This is a genomic window from Hymenobacter glaciei, from assembly GCF_039539585.1.
In the GTDB taxonomy this organism is placed as follows: domain Bacteria; phylum Bacteroidota; class Bacteroidia; order Cytophagales; family Hymenobacteraceae; genus Hymenobacter; species Hymenobacter glaciei.
The window spans coordinates 112,239-130,917 of record NZ_BAABDK010000031.1; the positions used below are offsets into that span (position 1 = coordinate 112,239).

Annotated in this window: 11 protein-coding genes and 2 tRNA genes; 4 read left to right on the forward strand and 9 right to left on the reverse strand. The window is 60.3% G+C overall.

Annotated features, from left to right (window positions below; genetic code table 11):
- The first annotated feature begins 109 nt into the window (after nucleotides 1-109).
- From ABD837_RS20270 to ABD837_RS20280, 3 genes are all read left to right on the forward strand, one after another.
- On the forward strand, nucleotides 110-1,339 hold the full coding sequence (locus ABD837_RS20270) for an efflux RND transporter periplasmic adaptor subunit (RefSeq protein WP_345058245.1): 1,230 nt from the start codon (nucleotides 110-112) through the stop codon (nucleotides 1,337-1,339).
- A 155-nt stretch (nucleotides 1,340-1,494) separates the two neighbouring features.
- Complete coding sequence (locus tag ABD837_RS20275; protein WP_345058247.1) at nucleotides 1,495-4,602, forward strand: efflux RND transporter permease subunit; 3,108 nt, start codon at nucleotides 1,495-1,497, stop codon at nucleotides 4,600-4,602.
- Between the two features lie 71 nt (nucleotides 4,603-4,673).
- Nucleotides 4,674-6,044, forward strand: coding sequence for a TolC family protein (locus tag ABD837_RS20280; protein WP_345058249.1), 1,371 nt, complete (start codon nucleotides 4,674-4,676; stop codon nucleotides 6,042-6,044).
- A gap of 192 nt (nucleotides 6,045-6,236) precedes the next feature.
- Here the strand turns inward: ABD837_RS20280 and ABD837_RS20285 are convergent, their stop codons facing one another.
- From ABD837_RS20285 to mltG, 9 genes are all read right to left on the reverse strand, one after another.
- Nucleotides 6,237-7,124 carry a T9SS type A sorting domain-containing protein gene (locus tag ABD837_RS20285; RefSeq protein WP_345058251.1) on the reverse strand — a complete coding sequence of 296 codons (888 nt, stop codon included), beginning with the start codon at nucleotides 7,122-7,124 and terminating at the stop codon, nucleotides 6,237-6,239.
- Between the two features lie 217 nt (nucleotides 7,125-7,341).
- The gene (locus ABD837_RS20290; protein WP_345058253.1) at nucleotides 7,342-12,276 is read right to left on the reverse strand and encodes a beta strand repeat-containing protein; all 4,935 of its coding nucleotides are present in this window, start codon (nucleotides 12,274-12,276) and stop codon (nucleotides 7,342-7,344) included.
- Nucleotides 12,277-12,523: 247 nt separating this feature from the next.
- Entirely contained in the window at nucleotides 12,524-13,786 is a 1,263-nt protein-coding gene (locus ABD837_RS20295) for a zinc dependent phospholipase C family protein (RefSeq protein WP_345058255.1), read from the reverse strand.
- A gap of 398 nt (nucleotides 13,787-14,184) precedes the next feature.
- Nucleotides 14,185-14,388 (reverse strand): YqaE/Pmp3 family membrane protein, encoded by a 204-nt coding sequence (locus tag ABD837_RS20300; protein ID WP_345058257.1) that lies wholly within the window; start codon nucleotides 14,386-14,388, stop codon nucleotides 14,185-14,187.
- Nucleotides 14,389-14,523: 135 nt separating this feature from the next.
- A tRNA-Ser gene (locus tag ABD837_RS20305) sits at nucleotides 14,524-14,608 on the reverse strand.
- A 74-nt stretch (nucleotides 14,609-14,682) separates the two neighbouring features.
- Nucleotides 14,683-14,769, reverse strand: a tRNA-Ser gene (locus ABD837_RS20310).
- Between the two features lie 111 nt (nucleotides 14,770-14,880).
- Nucleotides 14,881-15,870, reverse strand: a complete 990-nt coding sequence (locus tag ABD837_RS20315; RefSeq protein ID WP_345058259.1) for a YihY/virulence factor BrkB family protein — start codon at nucleotides 15,868-15,870, stop codon at nucleotides 14,881-14,883.
- Nucleotides 15,871-16,020: 150 nt separating this feature from the next.
- On the reverse strand, nucleotides 16,021-16,512 hold the full coding sequence (locus ABD837_RS20320; RefSeq protein WP_345058261.1) for an acyl-CoA thioesterase: 492 nt from the start codon (nucleotides 16,510-16,512) through the stop codon (nucleotides 16,021-16,023).
- A 142-nt stretch (nucleotides 16,513-16,654) separates the two neighbouring features.
- Nucleotides 16,655-17,737 carry an endolytic transglycosylase MltG gene (gene mltG / locus ABD837_RS20325; RefSeq protein ID WP_345058263.1) on the reverse strand — a complete coding sequence of 361 codons (1,083 nt, stop codon included), beginning with the start codon at nucleotides 17,735-17,737 and terminating at the stop codon, nucleotides 16,655-16,657.
- 205 nt (nucleotides 17,738-17,942) lie between these two features.
- On the opposite strand from mltG, the gene ABD837_RS20330 reads away from it, so the two are divergent.
- Nucleotides 17,943-18,575: an L-threonylcarbamoyladenylate synthase gene (locus tag ABD837_RS20330; protein WP_345058265.1), complete on the forward strand. Its 633-nt coding sequence runs from the start codon at nucleotides 17,943-17,945 to the stop codon at nucleotides 18,573-18,575.
- Nucleotides 18,576-18,679 lie beyond the last annotated feature (104 nt).

Consider the following 18,679-nt stretch of genomic DNA (forward strand, 5'->3'; position numbering starts at 1 on the left):
GCGCAACCCAGGCGCCAAAAATCCACCTATTGTGGTTCTAAGCCTTCTGCTCTTACAGCCAGCGGATGGCTGCCAAACATCCGCCGCCGCTTGTGCGTTCTTGCTGACTATGTCTTTGGATAATCCCTCCGTTGCTGCGCCCAAAACCTGGGACACCACTACTACTCCCGCGCCTACGGCTGCGCCACTCGTAGCGCCCGACCCCAACCACGACGAGCCCCAGCCCAAAGGCAAGCGCGGCTGGCTGGGCTGGGTTATCGCCGCCGTGCTGATTGCTGGGTTGGCGTGGGCCAAAATCAAGTACTTCCCCAGCCCCAACGCCGAGAAGGATGCCGCTGGCAAGGGCGCCAAAGGTGGTGGCGCCGCTGCTCCGGGTGGCAAGGGTGGCGGCCCTGGTGGCAAGCCCAAAGTACCTGTGCAGGTATACGTGGTAGCTGCCACCAAGCTGGCCGACGAAGTAACCTCGACCGGCTCGGTGATGGCCGACGAATCCGTGACCATCCAGAGCGAGATTTCTGGTAAAATCACCAGCCTCAACATTCAGGAAGGCCAGCCGGTGCGCAAGGGCCAGCTGCTGTTCACCATCAACGCCGCCGATGTGCAAGCCCAGCTGCGCAAGCAGGAATATAACATCAGGCTTTACCAGGCTCAGGAAAAACGCGAGCGCACGCTGCTTGAAAAAGAATACATCAGCCGGCAGGAATACGAACAGAGCAACAATGCCCTGCTCACGGCCCAGGCCGACTTGCAGGCCCTGCGCGTGACGCTGCAAAAAGCCTACGTGCGGGCGCCGTTCGACGGCATTCTGGGTCTGCGCAATACCTCGGTGGGCGCTTATGTATCGCCGGGCACCGCCATTACCACGCTTTCGCGGGTGTCGCCGGTAAAGGTCGACTTCAGCGTGCCCAGCCGCTTTGCCCAGTCGGTGCGCGTAGGCGACCCGGTGATGGTAACCGACGAGGCTACAACCAAGAAAATCGAGGCCAAAGTATACGCCATCAGCCCACAGATTGACCCGGTGTCGCGCACCCTCCCGGTGCGGGCCATTTACCCGAACAAAAATATGGAGCTGCGTCCCGGCGGTTTCGTGAAGGTGAACCTGGAGCTGGGCGAAACTGCCGAAGCCCTGCAGATTCCGACCGAGGCCGTGGTACCGGTAGCCAGTGGCTACACCGTGTTCACGGTGAAGAAAGGCAAGGCCGCCATACAGCCCGTCAGTATCGGCGTGCGCTCGGATAAGGTGATTCAGATTACCAAAGGGCTGGCCGTGGGCGACACCATCATCCGCACCGGCATTTTGCAGGTGAAGGCGGGCGATAAGGTTTCGGTTCAGAAGTAAGAAGCAACAGAAGTTTGTCGTCTTGAGCGCAGCGAAGGACCTTATCACCGTTGCATCGTTTGAATTACACCGTTTTATTCTGACGTGATAAGGTCCTTCGCTGCGCCCAGGATGACAGACAAAAACCCCGTGTTACAAGCGGTTTTCTCAACATTATGAGCCTCTCCTCTGTCAGTATCAACCGCCCGGTGCTTGCCATCGTGATGAGTCTGCTCATCGTGATTTTCGGGGCGATTGGTTTCCGCTCGCTCGCCATTCGCGAGTACCCAAGCGTCGACCCGCCCATCATCACGGTGCAGACCAGCTACACCGGTGCCTCGGCCGATGTCATTCAAAGCCAGATAACCGAGCCGCTCGAAGAGGGCATCAACGGCATTGCGGGCATCAAAAACCTGTCGAGCACCAGCCGCGACGGCGGCAGCAACATCACCGTCGAGTTCGACCTCGGCGTGGACCTCGAAGCGGCCGCCAACGACGTGCGCGACAAGGTGTCGAGCGCCCAGGGCCGCCTGCCGCGCGACGTGGACCCACCCACGGTAAGTAAGGCCAACGCCGACTCCTCCCCCATCATCCTGAGCTACTTAAGCTCCTCGTCGCGCACCCTGCTGGAGCTCACCGACTACGCCAACAACGTGCTCAAGGAACGTCTGCAAACCATTCCCGGCGTGAGCGAAATTCGGGTGTGGGGCGAGCGCAAGTACTCCATGCGCCTCTGGCTCGACCCCGTGAAGCTGGCCGCGCTGGGCGTGTCGCCGGTAGATGTGCAGCAGGCCCTGGCCCGCGAAAACGTGGAGCTGCCCAGCGGCGCGGTGCAGGGCCAAAGCACCCAGCTCTCGCTGCGCACCATGGGCCGCCTGGCCAGTGTGAAGGACTTCAACAACCTGATTATCCGCAACGACCCGACCTCGCTGGTGCGCCTGAGCGACGTGGGCTACGCCGAGCTCTACCCCGAAAACGACCAGACCATTCTGCGTCGCAACGGCATCCCGATGGTGGCCGTGATGGCCATTCCGCAGCCCGGCTCGAACCAGATTGCCATCACCGCCGAGTTCAACAAGCGGATGAAGCAGTACCAGAACGACTTGCCGAAGGACCTGAAAATCAGCACGGGCTTCGACAACTCCGTTTTCATTCGGGCCTCGATTGCCGAAGTGGAAGACACCATTCTGGAAGCTTTTGTGCTGGTGGTGGTCGTGATTTTCCTGTTCCTGCGCGACTGGCGCTCTACGCTCATTCCGGTGGTCGCCATCCCGGTGTCGCTCATCGGCATCTTCTTCGTGATGGACCTGATGGGCTTCACCATCAACGTGCTCACCTTGCTGGCCATCGTACTGGCCATCAGCCTGGTGGTCGACGATGCCATTGTGGTGCTGGAAAATATTTACAGTCGAATTGAGGAAGGAGAAACCCCGCTCGAAGCGTCCAAGAACGGCTCGGCCGAAATTCTGATGGCCGTGGTTTCGACCACGGTGGTGCTGGCGGCGGTGTTTTTGCCGGTGGTGTTTTTGCCAGGCATCACGGGCAAGCTGTTCCGCGAGTTCGGCATCGTGCTGGCCGGCTCGGTGCTGATTTCGGCTTTCGTGTCGCTCACCCTCACCCCGATGATGTGCTCGAAGCTGCTGAAAAAGGGCGGCGACCACAACTGGCTGTACCGCAAGACCGAGCCCTTCTTCCAAAGCCTCACCGACGGCTACCGCAATGCCCTTACCACTTTCCTCGACCGTCGCTGGATGGCCTGGGGGCTGGTGGCCCTCACGGGTGTGGGCATCTGGTTTTTCATGAAAGCGCTGCCCTCGGAGCTGGCTCCAGTGGAAGACCGCAACCGCCTCAGCATTAACGCCAATGCTCCCGAAGGCGCCTCGTTTGAGTACATGGACAATTACATGAACGACTTGGCTAAAGTGCTCCAGGACAGCTCGGCCCGCGAAGCCGACAACATCCTGACCGTGACTTCGCCCGGCGGCGGCAGCAGCGGTGGCGCGGCCAACTCGGGCATTGCCCGCGTGTTTCTGATTGACCCCGACCAGCGCCCCTACACCCAGCAGCAGCTAGCCGACCGCATCACCAACGCGGTAAAAAAATACACTGGGGCCCGCGTGTCTGTGTCGCAGGACCAAAGCATAAGCTCTGGCGGCGGCGGGGGGCGCGGAGGTGGACTGCCGGTGCAGTTTGTGGTGCAAACCCAGAATTTTGAGAAGCTAACCGATGCCGTCCCGAAGTTTCTGGAAGCCGCGCAAGCGGACAAAACCTTCAGCTTCGTCGATGTTAACCTGAAGTTTAACAAGCCCGAGTTGCGCGTGGTAATTGACCGCGAAAAGGCGCAGTCGCTCGGTGTGAGCGTGCAGGACATTTCCCAAACGCTGCAGGCGGGCCTGAGTGGGCAGCGCTACGGCTACTTCATTCGGGAAGGCAAGCAGTACCAGATTATCGGCCAGGTGGCGCGCGAAGACCGCAACCAGCCCCTCGACGTGCGCACCCTGAACGTGAAAAGCCGCACCGGCAAGCTGGTGCAGCTCGACAACGTGATTACGCTGGTGGAGAAAAGTACGCCGCCCCAGCTCTACCGCTTCAACCGCTACAACGCGGCTACGTTCTCGGCTTCGCTGGCCAAGGGCAAAACCCTGGGCGAAGGAATTGCCGCCATGCAGGCCATCGCCGACAAAACCCTCGACGACTCGTTCTCAACCTCGCTCTCGGGCCAATCGCGCGACTTCGCCGAAAGCTCGTCGTCGGTGCTCTTTGCCTTTGGCCTCGCCCTGGTGCTGATTTACCTGATTCTGGCGGCGCAGTTCGAAAGCTTCCGCGACCCGGGCATTATCATGGTCACGGTGCCACTGGCCCTCGCCGGCGCCCTGTTCAGCCTCTGGTACTTCAACCAAACCATGAACCTCTTCTCGCAAATTGGCATCATTATGCTGGTGGGCCTGGTAACGAAAAACGGCATCCTCATTGTAGAATTCGCGAACCAGAGCGTGGAAAAAGGTGCTGATTACATGACCGGCCTGATTGAAGGCTCGGCGGCCCGTTTCCGGCCTATTCTGATGACCAGCTTGTGCGCCGTGCTCGGCATTCTACCCATTGCGCTGGCCCAGGGAGCAGGCGCGTTGGGGCGCCGGGCCATGGGCATTGGCGTGGTGGGTGGGCTGCTGTTTGCCACGGGTCTCACGCTGTTTGTGGTGCCGGTGATGTACTCGTATTTCGCCTCAGCAAAGAGCCACAAACCCAAGGAAGCAGAAGAGGAAAAGCAACCGGTAACGGCGTAACGTTGGCGAACTGCCACAAACAGGAACGTCATGCTTCGACTGCGCTCAGCATGACGACCTGAATTGATTCTATGAAATTCTTTAAGTTCCTTTTCTTTCTTCTCTCCTTCAACTCCTTGGCGCAGCTGCCAGCAGCCCAGCCGCGCCAGCTGAATCGCCCGGCATCGGGGCCAGCCGCTGCGCCCCTGTCGCTACAGGAAGCCATTGCGGAAGCCCTGCAGCACAACTACGGCATTCAGGTTTCGCGCCTAGACGAGCAGACGGCCCAGAACAACGTGACGCGCGGCAATGCCGGCCAGCTGCCCAGTGTCACGGGCAACCTTACCCGCACGTTCAACAATAACAACATCAACCAGCGCTTCGGCGAATCTGCCCCGCGCATCGTGAACGGAGCAACTTCCAATGCCTTCAATACCAATGTAACCCTGGGGTGGACAATTTTTGATGGTTTCGGCATGTTCATCGCCTACGACCGCCTGAAAAGCCTACGCCTGCAGCAGCAGCAAATTACCCGTGCCACGGTGGAGGAAACCGTGGAAGACGTCGCCAATGCGTACTACAACGTGGTGCGCCAGGCTGGCAAAATCACCTCACTCGAAGCAGCCCTGAAAATTGGTCAGGCTCGCATTGACCTCACCCAGGCGCAGGTTGATGTGGGCGTGAGCGCCAAAGTGGAGGTGCTAACCGCCCGCGTCGACTACAACGCCGACCGCAGCCTGCTGCTGCAACAGCAGCAGGCGTTGCAGGCCGCCAAAATCACCCTCAACAACTTGCTGGGCCGGGCTCCGCGCACCGACTTCGCCCCCAGCGACACCCTGGCCGTGACGCGTGACCTGCGCGAGGAAACCATCACGGCCGGCATCAAGGCCAACAATCCGCGCCTGGCCCAAACCAAGCTCGGGCTCGACGTGGCTGCTTACGACCGCCGCTTGGTGCGGGCCTCGCGCTTCCCCCAAATCGGGTTGGTTTCGGGCTATGGCCTCACCCGCAACATCAACAATGCCGCTTTCGCAGGCACCACGCTTACCTCCAGCGTCAACCAGGTACAGGGCCTGAACTATGGCATTACGGCCTCGGTGCCCATCTTCGACGGCTTCAACTTGCGCCGACAAGAGCAGAATGCCCGCGTCGTGGAAGAACAGCGCCGCCTCCAACTCGACCAAACCGGCCTGCAGCTCGATGCCGACGCAGCCACTGCTTTTGCCCAATACCAGAACTACCTGCAGCTGCTCGACCTGGAGGAAACCAACATTCAGCTGGCGCGCCAGAACGTTGAAATCGCCCTGGAGCGCTACCGCTTGGGCCTGCTAACCCCATTGGCGCTACGCGAAGCCCAGCGCAACGAGCTCGACGCTGAAACCCGCCTGCTCGACATCCGCTACGCCACCAAACAGGCGGAGCTGGCCCTGCGCCGGTTGAGCGGCGAACTGGTGCGGGAGTAGCAAGCTTGGCTTGGCGAGTGGAGCTGCGCTTGCCGTGGAATTCCTCCCCAATGCACCACAGCTGATGGTGTACCCCCCTTTTTAAAGCAATGAAAGCCCCGGCTCTGAAGTAGAGCCGGGGCTTTCATTGCTTTAAAGCTTGTCGAAAATAGTCGCGTCGTGCTTCACTCGCAGCACCAGGCAGCTACAGCTTTACTCCTTCACAAACCGTTTGGTTTGTGTACCGCTCTTGGTGATGATTTTACAGAAGTACGTACCAGCCGGCAGGTCGCTCAAATCCAGCTGCTGGCTGTGGCCGCCTTTCTCCTGCTGAGTTTCGGGCAGCAGCGTACGCAGCTTGTTCCCATCCTTATCGAGCAAATCGACCGATACGGGCCCCGTTTTCTTTACGTCATATTCCAGCTGCGTAGTGGCAGCGGCGGGGTTTGGGTAGAAGCTGCTGTTGCCAACGCCGCGCTCAACGGGCGAGTCAGCGGGAGCATTGGGGTCCAGCAGCAGGAACATGGCAGGCTTGAAAAAGCGGCGCAGTTGTCCGGGACCGTGGCTGCGTCGGCGCCCTTGAGCCGCCGCCAGTTTGGCCTGTTGCTCGGGGGTGGCGTTTTTGGCTACAATGGCTTTGATATCGGCAGCCCACTTGTCCTTTTGCGGCTGCACCTCCTGGGCCAGCTGGCTGATGGGACCATCGTATTTCTGGGCCAGCTGCGCCACGCTCAGCATAATGCTGCGGGCCTGCTGTCGGAGCTGGTGCGCCTGCTCGCGCTGGGCTTCGCTGAGCGCCGGACGCGTGCCGGGCGTGGCTCCGATGGCCAGCACAGCGGCTTGGCGCAGGGCCCGGCCTTGCTCCTTCAGGACTTTCAACTGAGCACGATAAGTGGCCAGTTGGGCGCGGTCGGCGGTGGCGAGCTGGGGCTCCAGCTTCTGGCGCTGCTGGCGCAGCACGGGCAATACATTGGCCGCGAAGTAGGCACGGACTTCGCGACGAATTGGCCGTTTTTCGCGAGGCGAACGGTGGGCCAGCCCTGCTACAGTGGCAGCCAGTACTAGCAACAGCACAAGGCTATAAGTGAGGCGTGATTTCATGGAAGGCAATGACGAATAGCAAATAAAAAGTAACCGTGTTGCCTTTAAGACTGCTATTAAGCAAGTGGGTTTAAGCCGGAGCCAGGTTTTATGATTCAGCCTGCTAGCAATGAGCTGTGGCGTGCCATAGGCCCAGCCAGGCCTGCGCACAAAAAAGCCCCCTGCAGCAATGCAGGGGGCTTTTGAAAAGCAGTTTGGTTTGTAGCCCAGACCGTCTCTACTCTACCACAACCTTGCGTACTATGGGTATGCCGTTCACGTTCAGGCGCAGGGTGTATACCCCGGCGGCTAGGGCGCGCACGTCAAACTCCGCATCGATGGCCTGGCCAGCCGCCGCGTTCAGCGTGCGGCTCAGCACCGTCTGGCCGAGGGCGTTGGCCAGGGTGGCCTGCACCGTGGTTTTGCCAGCCAACAGCGGCAACTGCACCCGGAACGAGGCTGAAGTGGGGTTCGGGAACAGCTGGGTTTGGGCAGCCAGGGCCTTGGCAGCCGTGGTAGCCAGCGCACCGCTCGGGCGGAACTCCAGCGCGAAGCGGCCAGCAGCAGTGGTGCTGCCCATGCTGAAAGCGTAAGTGGTGCCAGCCGTCAGTACCGTGCGGGTGCTGGTCAGGGCGTCCACGAGCGTCACGGTGGTGCCGGCAAAGTTGGCCAGCGAGCCGGCCGTGAGCGAATAGCTGCCGGCTTGCGGGGCGGCCACGTTCAGGGGCACCAGTACCGTAGCCGTGCCCAGGGCGGGCAGGCCGTTGATGGCCAGCGCTTCGCCACCGGCCAGCGAGGTCAGGTTCAGGCCGTGCGAGTTGGCAAGCTTGGTCGCGTCAAATTCCACATCCTTGCCCGCAGTAGCGCCAGCCTGGAAGTACACATAAGCAGCATCCGCTGCCGAAGCGCCCTGCAGCGTCAGGGCTACCTGGGGGCGGCTGTCGGCGGTGCCACGGCCGAAGCTGGGTTGGGTGGTGAATACCGTCACGCGGTTCGAGTTATCCAGGTTTACTTGGCCGGTACCGTTGGGGGTGGTCACGCGCACAAAGTAGCCTTGGCTCGATACCACGATGGGCTGCGGGCTGTTGGCGTTGCCGCCCACGCCGTTCACACTGGCGCGGTACGAGCCGCCGTACTGGCCGGCGCTTTCAAACACGTAAATGGCGGCGTCCATGCCGGGGCGCTGGGCGGGAGTTACCGTGCTCCAGTCGAGGGGGCTGGGGTAGGGGTTGCCCAGCAGGTGCCAGCCAGCGGCGGCATCGGCGCCACGGTTCAGCGTGCCCGAAGGCACGGGGCCGCTGTTCAGGTTACCCATAAAGTCCACCAGAGCCGTGTTGGGAGCATTCACGCTGTAGCCTTTGCCCACCACCATCGGGTCGCCGACGCCATTGGGCGAGAACCAGCCTTTATCGAATGCGCTGTAGTTCGAGGTTACCGTGGCAATGCGGTCCTGGTCGTAACCAAACACCGTTGGGAAGGGCGTTACCGCACCCGGGGTAGCACTACCGTTGTAAGTGGGGTTGAAGGTGGGCGTAAATACGCCGGGCACCGTCAGGTCGGCGAAGGTGGTGTTGCTCACCGGGGCCGAGTAGTGGCGGTAGCCAATGGCGTTGCTGCTGTTGATGGAGCGCTGCACGGTAGCCGTGCCCACTACCACACCACCCGTATTCACGACCCCGGCAGTGCCCGCGTTCGACGAGAGCAGCGTGAAGGTCTGGCCATTGGTAATCAGATTACCCAGGCTCAGGTTCAAGCCCTGCGTCAGGCTCACGGCATGGCTCAGGGTCACGCCAGCGGCGTTCTGCACACCCAGGCCGAGCACCGTCGAAGGCAAGCCCAAACCAGTTGTCTGGGCAACGTTCCCGGAGTAGATGTAGTTGGCAGCGGGGCTATACGTGCGGGTGCCCGTCAGCAACACAGCGCCTGTGGGCACGCCCGTGGGCGAAATACCGGCCGGGTCGCAAATACCCAGCGTGCCACCGGCTTGCAGGTTGAAATTGCCGGAACCGGTCAGCAGCTGGCAGCCCATCCCCGCGCCGCCCTGCAACAGGCCGCCGCCTCCCTGAATGGTCAGCGTGCCGGCCACCGTCAGCGGGCCAGCCAGGATGGCATACCCGTTCGGTGCGATGGTAACGTTGTTGTAGTTGCCCGTAATGGGCGTGGGCGAAGTCGGAGTGCCGGTGGTCACCGTCAGGTCAGGCAGGGCAGCAGCCTGGCCATTGCCCGTCAGGTTCACGGTATAGGTTCCGCCGTTCGTAGCGTTGGAGCTGATAACCAGTGTGCCGGCGCGCGTACCCGTAGCAGTAGGCGTGAACGTCACGTTCACGGTGGCCGTGCCGCCAGCGGGCACAGTAGTAGGGGCCGCACCGCTTACGGCGTAATCGCCGGTGGTAGTAATGGCGCTGATGGTCAGGGCATCGGGGCCATTATTCGTGAGGGTGAAGCTAACGGCCGAGCTGGTGGTGTTCACCGTCTGGTTGCCGAAGTCATAAGCCGTGCCACCGCTGGGGTAGCTGGTGCCGCTCTGGCTCACGGCCAGGGTGGGGGCCAGGGCCAGCGTAGTAAAGTTGGTGGTAGCAGCACTGGAAGTGCTGGTAGCCGAGCAGTTGCTCACGATGCTCACCGCGTAAGTAGTGCCGGGCTGCAGGCCCGTGAAGCTCACCGAAGTAGCCCCGGCGGCTGGCGTCTGGGTCGTGGTAACCGGCATAGTCGTCACGGTGTAGCCATTGGCGGCCGAAGCGCTGCCCGTGAAGCTCACCGTAGCGGAGCTGCTGGTGATGCTGCCCGGCGTGAGGCCGGTTGGCGCGTCGCAAACCGCGAGTGCATAGTCGCTGATTTGCACGTCATCGAGGTTGATGCGCGGGGTAGTACCGGTCGTGTTACTGCTGAAGCGCAACCGGACGTTGCCCGTCTTGTTGGCGGCCAGGGTGTACGAGGCCAGGGTGGCCGTGGGCGTAATGCTGCCCACCGTAGTATAAATGGCACCCCCATCAGTCGAAATCTCCACCAATACGGCGCTGGCCGGCGAGGTTTGTGCCGCGTCGGTGCCGTAGAGTGCGGCCAGGAACGTGATGTTGCCGGCCCCGCCGCTCTTATCGAAGTTCATACTGGCCGTGCCCAGCGTGCGCAGGCGCACGGCTTGGCCGTTGTTCTTTTTCTCGCCCGTGCCGGGCGTAGCCGTAGGAGCCTGGGCGCCCAACAGGGCTTCGGTGAAGTTCCATGAGCCAGTGGTCAGTACCACGTTACCCGACGGGTAGGTGGCCTTCGTACCAGCTTCAAACGGCTCGAAGAAGCCGGTAGGCGGCGTGGTCACCGTCACGGCCTGGGTGAGCGAACCACCAGCAGTCGTAATGTTGAGCGTGAAGGAGCCCGCCTGGGTTGCCAGCAGCGTAAAGCTGGCCTGGGTACTCGAAGCCGTAACAGTGCCCACGGTTACGGTCCCGGCCGTGTTGCTGGTAATCGTGACAGTGGCACCGCTCAGGCTGGTGCCGGTCACCACTTCAGTGCTCTGAATACCAGCCAGAATGCTCGTAGCCGAGTAGTTGGTGGCCGTAGGCGGTGGGGTGTTGGACTGGCCGGTCAGGTTGATGACGTAGCTCGGCTCGCTCTGGTCGTTGTTGGTAATGGTGACCACCCCGGTCTTAGCCCCAGCCGTTGTGGGGTTGAAGGTTACCGTGAAGGTGGCCGTGCTGCTTGGGGCAACGGTGAAGGGCGTGCTGGGCGCGCTCAGGGTGAAGCCCGCTCCGGTGCTGCTAGTAATGCCGGCACCGCTCACTGTCAGCACGTCGGTCGTGCTCGTATTCTGTACCGTGAACGTTACGGGGCCTACAGGTGTGCCGAAGTTGGTCGTGCCGAAGTCGTAGGTGCTGCCGGTCAGGTAGTCAACGCCCGCTACCTGCACGTTGATTTCAGGGTTAGGAGCCAGGGTGGCGAAGGTGACAGCCGGGCTGGAAGTAGCCGTGCCGTTGCCACCGCAGTCGCTGGACACCGTCACGGAGTAGCTGGTATTGGGGGCCAAGCCGGTCACAGTAATTGGCGAGCTGGTACCCGTGGCCGTAATGGCTGTGCCGCCAGCCGTAGGTGTCACTGCCACCGTGTAGCCGCCAGTGGCCGTGGCATCGCCCGTGAAGGCAATGCTGGCCGAGGTTGACCCTGGCGTGGCGCTCACACTCGTGGGTGCTATGCAGCTGGCTGAAGCCGCCGTGGTCGTGACGGTAGCCGCCGCCGAAGTCACGGTTCCGCCGCCCGCAGCCGAAGTGCAGGTAGCCGTCACCGTTACTGAATAGCCGGTGCTGGCTGCCAGGCCGGTCAGGCTGATGGGCGAGCTGGTGCCCGTGGCCGTAATGGCCGTGCCCCCGGCCGTTGGCGTCGCGGTGACGGTATAAGGACTGGTATTGGTGGCATCGGGCACAAAGGCCACGCTGGTGCTGCTGCTATTGGTGCCCGAGAACGTAGGTGCGGCCGGTGCTACGCAGGTCACCGTTGGTATGGCCGTCGAAGTAACCGCCACGTTATCGATGGAAATTTTGGGCCGATTGCCGCTGCCGGTGTTGTCGCCGTTGGGAGAAGCAAAAAACCGCACTACTACCGTTGCCTGGTTGTTGAGCGCAGCGGGCAAAGCAATGGTTCGCGTGCCCGATTCGGCAGTGGTGGTATTGCTTACAATGGGAGCAGTATACCCCGTGGCTGTGTAATCGGTGAATGTTACCCCGTTGTCGATGCTATACTGAATTTTCAGCGTTTGCTTTCGGGGATTAGCGTCGTTAGCCGTATTGACCACCTTGGCATAGTCGAACGAAAGGTTGCCTGCCGTGCGGTTGGAGAAGTTGAGCAGCAGGTCGAAGGCCGCAGCATTGCTGGGAACGGCGGTGCCCGTAGCCAGCAGCACAATGTTGAGCGTCCCTTTCTGTACGCCTCCACTAGCGCCAGTAACGAACACGGCGCTCTGGTTAGCCGGCGAAGTCGCCACACTAGTTGCTGTCCGGTAGTTGTTTGCTCCCGCCCCGGCCGCGAAGTTGTTGGTCCAGTTGGCGATGTCAGCAAAGTCCTGCGAATAGTTGCCGGTTGATAAATCATAAAAGGTCTGCGCCCTGCCCGCCAGCGGCAGCAAAAGCAACAGGGTTAGCAGCCGCATCCAGCGGAAAGGCTGCCCCTTCGTGTAGAGTGTTTGCATAAATGTGCGTGTAAAATGTGGAAATAAAACGTTGAATAAGTGGGAACAGCCACAAATGGAAACCGGCAAAATCCTATCAATGAAAAATCCATATCAAGATTTAAACCAATAACATGCCGTCGGTTTCAGGTTTTGGCAGCCAACAAGGTAGGGAAAAAATCAGGCATCGCCTCCCCCCCCCGCTACCCGCATCGGCTCCTAATGCGTTTGCTACAGTCCAATGAATTTTGGACGCGCGTTTAGACGGCTATTTTAGCGCCCGCAGCTCATCGAGGGCCTTCCGCGTATCGGCCTGCTTGCGCTGTTCCTTCTCCTCGCCCGAGGCCGGTGTTTTAGGCTCTGTACCAAAAAAAGCCAGTATGTTCTGCCGGGCCACCGGGGTTAGGTTCTCGAATTTTTTGTCGGACAGCTTGCGGAGCCACTCGCCGTAGGTTTCGTCGGCTAGCGGGTACTCGCCGGCGCGCGTGGGGTGGCCGGTATCAAAGTCGGCGTTGGCCAGCTTCAGGGGCATGGCAGCCGTGTCGGCCGGCTGGCGGCTGATGTCGGCGCAGTAGGCCGCCATGGTTTTGCGGAAGCTGGCCCGAAACAGCGCCTGGGCTTCTGGAGTGGGCAGCTTGAAAGCAAAGGGCTTAAGCGGCCCGATTTTGGGCAGCACCCGAATAAAGTAGGACATGATGCGGGCCCCAAACCCGGGCTTTTTGTAGGAATCGCCGTACAGCTTGCGGTACTCGCGGGGCCGCTCCTGCTTGAGGTAGTCGCGCCGCCGAGCGCCGGGGCTAATTTTTAGAATGTCCTTGCGCTTGGAATGCCAGGCCGCGCGGGCAGCCGTCGGAATCAGCTGGCTTACGGCGAAGCGGAAACTGGCAATGCTCAAGTCCACGTTCACGATGACCTGGCCTAGCTCCAAGCCGTAGGTTTTCAGGAAGGCCCGCTCCAAAGTAGCCTTGCTAACCTGGAAACCAATTTTCTGGTGATAGTCCGAGTTGCGGTACTTGCCGCTGGCCAGCTGCACCACGTCGAAGGCAAACTCCAGCTGCGTGTGCTGCTTGGGCGCCTGTTCATAGGTGATGACATCACCGTACTTGGCCCGCAAATCGGGGTAGACGGAGGCCATGGCTTTGTTAGTGCCTTCGGGGTGGCCGTTCAGGTCGGCCTCGTAGTGGGCCAGGCTGCCCAGGGCAAAGGCGTAGTCGTTGCGGTCGCGGGCCTCAGCCAGCATGTTGCGCACGAAATCGCCCGAGCGCACATAGTGCGTGAGGTTGGTAAACAGCACCGAGCCAAAAGGATAATACCCCATGTCCTGAATGATGGCCCCGCCATAAGCGTAGGCCTTGGCATCGGCCAACTGTTCGGGAGTCGAGTTTGGGTAGCGCTTCAGAATAGCCGGTACCAAGCAGCGCTCCCAGGTCGAATCGATGTTGGCCTGGTGAGTGAGTACGGCGTAACCGGCTGCGGGCCGGGCTGCCAACGCCAGCACCAATACCAGCAAAAGAGAAAAAGAGCGCAGCATGAAAAAAGGAGAAGAAAGCACAACATTACGTGCTGGCTCAACGGCAAACCTCCAGCCTGCGTTGCCGCCCCTCTCCTACCTGTCGGTACGGCCGTGCTGCAAAGGCGTAAGTGCTGCGCGAGCAGAACGTTTGGCCAAGCCCCAGCGCCGCGTCCAAGAACCCGGGCCAGCAGGAAAAATCGGACGAATGCACGCTTTTGGGGCAGCCACCCTCAAAGAATTTACGTTCGTTTCTTGCCACCCCCGTCAGTTCTCAGCCCCCTCGTTTTCCACTTTACCATCAACGGGCGCTGCTCTGCCGCCCTACTTACCGTGCATGGCACCTACACCGGCACGCTCTCGGCCACCAGCAAAATCCCGGGAATTGATTTCCGGCAGCTGGCTCGCGGCGCATGCGATTACACGCGCCCTTGCCGGGCCAGCAGCTCCAGGGTTTCGCGGTGGCGCTTTTCGGCCAGGTCCTCGCTGTGCGAGGCCACGGCCCAAATAGCGGCCGGAATCCAGCCAATCAGCGTCAGGTGCAGAATGCCGCACACGATGCCTTTGAGAATATGGCCGTTGAGAATCATCGAAATACCGGGGAGCAGAATAGCCAGTAGCATTGTAAGGAGGAAAAGTAGGGGCCGGCAAACGTACTATATTCCACCAACTAGCAGAGTCTCCTTTGCTATCCACCAATACTTGGCCGCTGAAAAGCAAAAGCCCTCATTTCCGAACTGGAAATGAGGGCTTACTTGTAGAGAGCGAGGGATTCGAACCCCCGGAGGTTTGACCCTCAACGGTTTTCAAGACCGCCGCAATCGACCACTCTGCCAGCTCTCTGGGTCAATTACTCGTGCGCCGAAATACGTAATTGAAACAAAAAAGGCTTTTTCCGGCGCAGAAAAAGCCTTTCGTAGAGAAGGGGGGATTCGAACCCCCGATACCGTTGCCGGTATAACGGTTTTCGAAACCGTCGCATTCGACCACTCTGCCACCTCTCTAGAAGCTCCCCGAGTGATTGGGGAGTGCAAAAGTAAAAAGGAAACCGAAACGAAAAACCTGCTTTGCGAAAAAACTACCAACTTTTTGCTAGCAGCCTGAGAGCCAGCGCCTCATTTTTCGGCGCCGACGCGCTGAGACTCCAGCTGCTCGCGCATCATCTGGCGACGCCGGCCGGTGATGGCGTCCATGCTCACATTCACCTCAAAGCCGATGATGAGCGTCATGCACACAAATTCCAGCCACACCATGAAGCCCACCAGCGCCCCGATGGAGCCGTAGAAAGTGTTGTAGGAGTTGAAAATACGGACGTAGAGCGTGAACAAAAACGACACCAGAAAAATGAGCAGCGTGGCCACAATGGCCCCCGCCGACACTAGCGGCCACTTGTCGTGCACGGGCGGCACGAAGTAATAAATCACGCAGGTCGTGCTCAGAAACAGCCCCACCAGCGAACCATAGCGGATGAGGGTGAGCACCAAATCGGTGAACCGCTCGGGCACGATTTCATAGAACACCAGCCCGTCGATGAGGTAGGTACCGAAAAAGATGCCCGCAATGGCCAGCAACAGAATCAGTGCCAGCACGAAGGTCAGTCCGGTGGCAATCATGCGCTTGCGAAGGTAACTGCGATGCTTAAACCAAGGATATTTCTTTTCAAAAGCATCGAGCAGCGCCATGATGCCGTTGGAACTGAGTACCAGCGCCGTGCCAAAACCGAACGAAAGCAAACCGCCGTGCGGAATGTTCACAATGTCCTCGATGGTGCCGGCGGTGGCCGCGTACAACTCGCGCGGCATGAAGTCGGCCAGAAACTGGAGGATGTCAACGTTCAGGTTCGGCACGGGGATGTACGGAATGAGCGTGAACAGGAAAATAATGGTTGGAAACAGGGCCACCGTGAGGTTGAAGGCCATGTAGGCGGCGCGCTTCTCCAGCGAGTCAAGCCGCAGCTCGTGTAAGATGCGGTCAAGAATATCGTAGAGCGAAGCTCCGCTGTTGCCGATACGCAACCGTTTTAGCCCCACAATCAGCCGCCGGTAGGGACGCTGCTGGCGCACATCGGGCAGGCGGGCTCGGCGAATGGCGGCGGGGGCTTTCAAGGACGTTTTGACTATTAAATCATGGAACGTGATGCTTCCTCCGGCGTTCGCTTGCCGAAGCATCTCAACCGTAACAGTAGCTCAATCTAAACAATGAAACGTCAGAGGTGCTTCGCGGCGCTCCACATGACGAACAACTACTGCTGCTTATTACTTGCGAAACGCCGCCGGTGCGGGCGCATCGGGCGGAATGGCCCCGGGCGTGGGCAGCACGGGGCTATCAAATTCGTCTTCGCTAAAATACGGCAGCAAACGTTCCTGAATGTTGGCGGGCATGGCCACGGGCCGGCCGGTAGCCGTTTTCACGAACACCATGAGCGTATGGCCTTCGGTGAGTAGCTGGCCGGCCTCGTTGTAAATCTCATACTCGAACAGCACCCGCGCCCCTTCAGGCGGCTGGCGCAGCAGCAGGCGCACCGTCAGCAGGTCATCGTAGCGGGCCGGGCGGCGGAATTTGGTGCGCAACTCCCCCACCGGCATGCCCACGCCATCGGCTTCCATGTCCTTGTAATTGATGCCGAGCTTGCGAAAGGCTTCGGTGCGAGCCACTTCGAAATACGCCGCGTAATTGCCGTGATAGACGTAGCCCATCTGGTCGGTTTCGGCGTAGCGCACGCGGATTTGGATGTCGGAGGTGTACATGATAACAGGCATTATCTGAACGTCATGCAGAGCGCAGCGAAGCATCTTGCCCGCCACCACTAATATGATGTCAGCTTTACGATTGGATTACTGGCTGCGGGCAAGATGCTTCGCTGCGTTCTGCATGACGTTCGCCGGATGGCTACTTAATCCCGGCCCGGTTCAGCGCGGCCTGGTAGCGGCGCGCGTTGGCAATGTGCTCCGTCTCATTCGTGGCAAACGCGTGGTAGCCGCTGAAATCCTCTTTGGCGCAGAAGTAGATGTAGCTGTTGCTTTCGGGCTTCAACACGGCGTCGATGCTGGCAATGCTGGGCAGGTTGATGGGGCCAGGCGGCAGGCCAGCGTACTTATAGGTATTGTAGGGCGAGTCCTTTTGCAGGTGCACGTTCAGCACGCGCTTGATGGTGAAGTCGCGGTTGGCGTACACCACCGTGGGGTCGGCCTGCAGCTTCATGCCGCGCTTGAGGCGGTTGAGGTACACGCCGGCAATGCGCGGCCGCTCGTCGGCATGCTGCTGCTGCTCGGCTTCCACGATGCTGGCCAGCGTGCTCACCTGGGCGCGGGTGAGGTGCAGCTTCTCGCGCTGGGCGTCGCGGGCGGGGGTCCAGAACTTCTCGTACTCCTTTTTCATGCGCTGCATGAGGTTGGTGGCCGAGGTGTTCCAGTACAGCTCGTAGGTATTCGGGATGAACATGCTCAGCACCGTGGTGGTGTCGAAGCCCAAGCTGCGGGTGTAGCCCGGGCTGGCCAGCAGCGAGTCGATGGTAGCGGGCTGGGCGTCAATCTGGGTCGAGAGCTTGTCGGCCAGTTCGCGACGCAGGCGCACGTTGGTAAAGGTGAGCTTGAGCGGCGACTGCAACCCGGCCTTCAACACGTTGATGAGTTGCCTATTGGTGTAGCCGTCCTTGAGCTCGTAGCGGCCGGGCTTCACATGGGCCGGGTACTTCATGAGCTTGGCCACGAAGTGCAGCGAAAGCCGGTCGACGACCACGTTGGTGGCATCAATGGTCTTCAGGGCCTGCTGCCAGTCGTCGCCGCGGCGCACGATGACGTAGGTGGGCTTGCCCTTGATTTCGATGTTGGCGGTGAAGAATACCTGGTAGAAATAGTACGAGAAGCAGACCAGCGCAAGCGTGAAAACAACGCTCACGGCGCCCCAGCGCTTGCGGCGTTTGAGGGCATCGTCGCGGCGTTCGAGGATGGACTTTGGGGCGGGTTTGGCCATGGGAATTAAAGCAGAAAACAGAGGAGCGGCGCCAAAAGTACGAAGCTCCGCCACGGCAGCCCGCGCGGCGTGGCCAAGTTGGCGCGTTTCGGCCGGAGGTAGTACCTTTCCCGCGCCTTTGGCCCGCCCAAGCCGCTGAGCCGGTTTTGGTCGGCTTGCGGCGGCCCCCGCCCTTCCCGCTTCACTTACATTCTTCGTTTTTTCTATGCCCGCAACCCTGCTCCGCATTCATCCCGAGAATCCGCCCCAAAACCGCATTCAGCAAGCCGTTGAGGTACTGCGCAAGGGCGGTGTCATTATTTACCCCACCGATACCGTGTATGGCATCGGCTGCGACGTGACCAATGCCAAAGCTGTGGAGCGCGTGTGCCGCATCAAGGGCATCAACCCCGAAAAAGCCAACCTGAGCTTTATCTGCTACGACCTGTCGCACATTTCCGACTACGCTCACGGCATCAGCACCGCCACTTACAAAGTCATCAAGAAGGCGCTGCCCGGTCCCTTCACGTTTCTGTTCGAAGCTAGCGCTAACGCTCCGCGCTTCGGCGGCACCAAGCGCAAAACCGTCGGCATCCGTGTGCCCGACAACCAGATTATTCGCCAGTTGGTGAAGGAGCTCGGCAACCCTATCGTGAGCACGTCGGTGCGCGAAAGTGCCGAAACCCTCGAAGAGTACGTGACCGACCCCGACCTGATTTTCGAAAAATACCGCCTGCTCGTGGACTTGGTGATTGACGGGGGTTTTGGCAATAACACTCCCAGCACCATCGTCGACTGCATCAACGACGAATTCGACATCGTCCGCGAAGGCGCCGGCGACATCGAGCCGTTCCTCTAGAAAAGCCCCATCTGTCACTGTGAGCGAAGCCAGCCTTCCTCTCTGCGACCAGCCTAATAATGTGAAAAGCCCCGACGCTGCGTAGTGTCGGGGCTCTGTGTTTG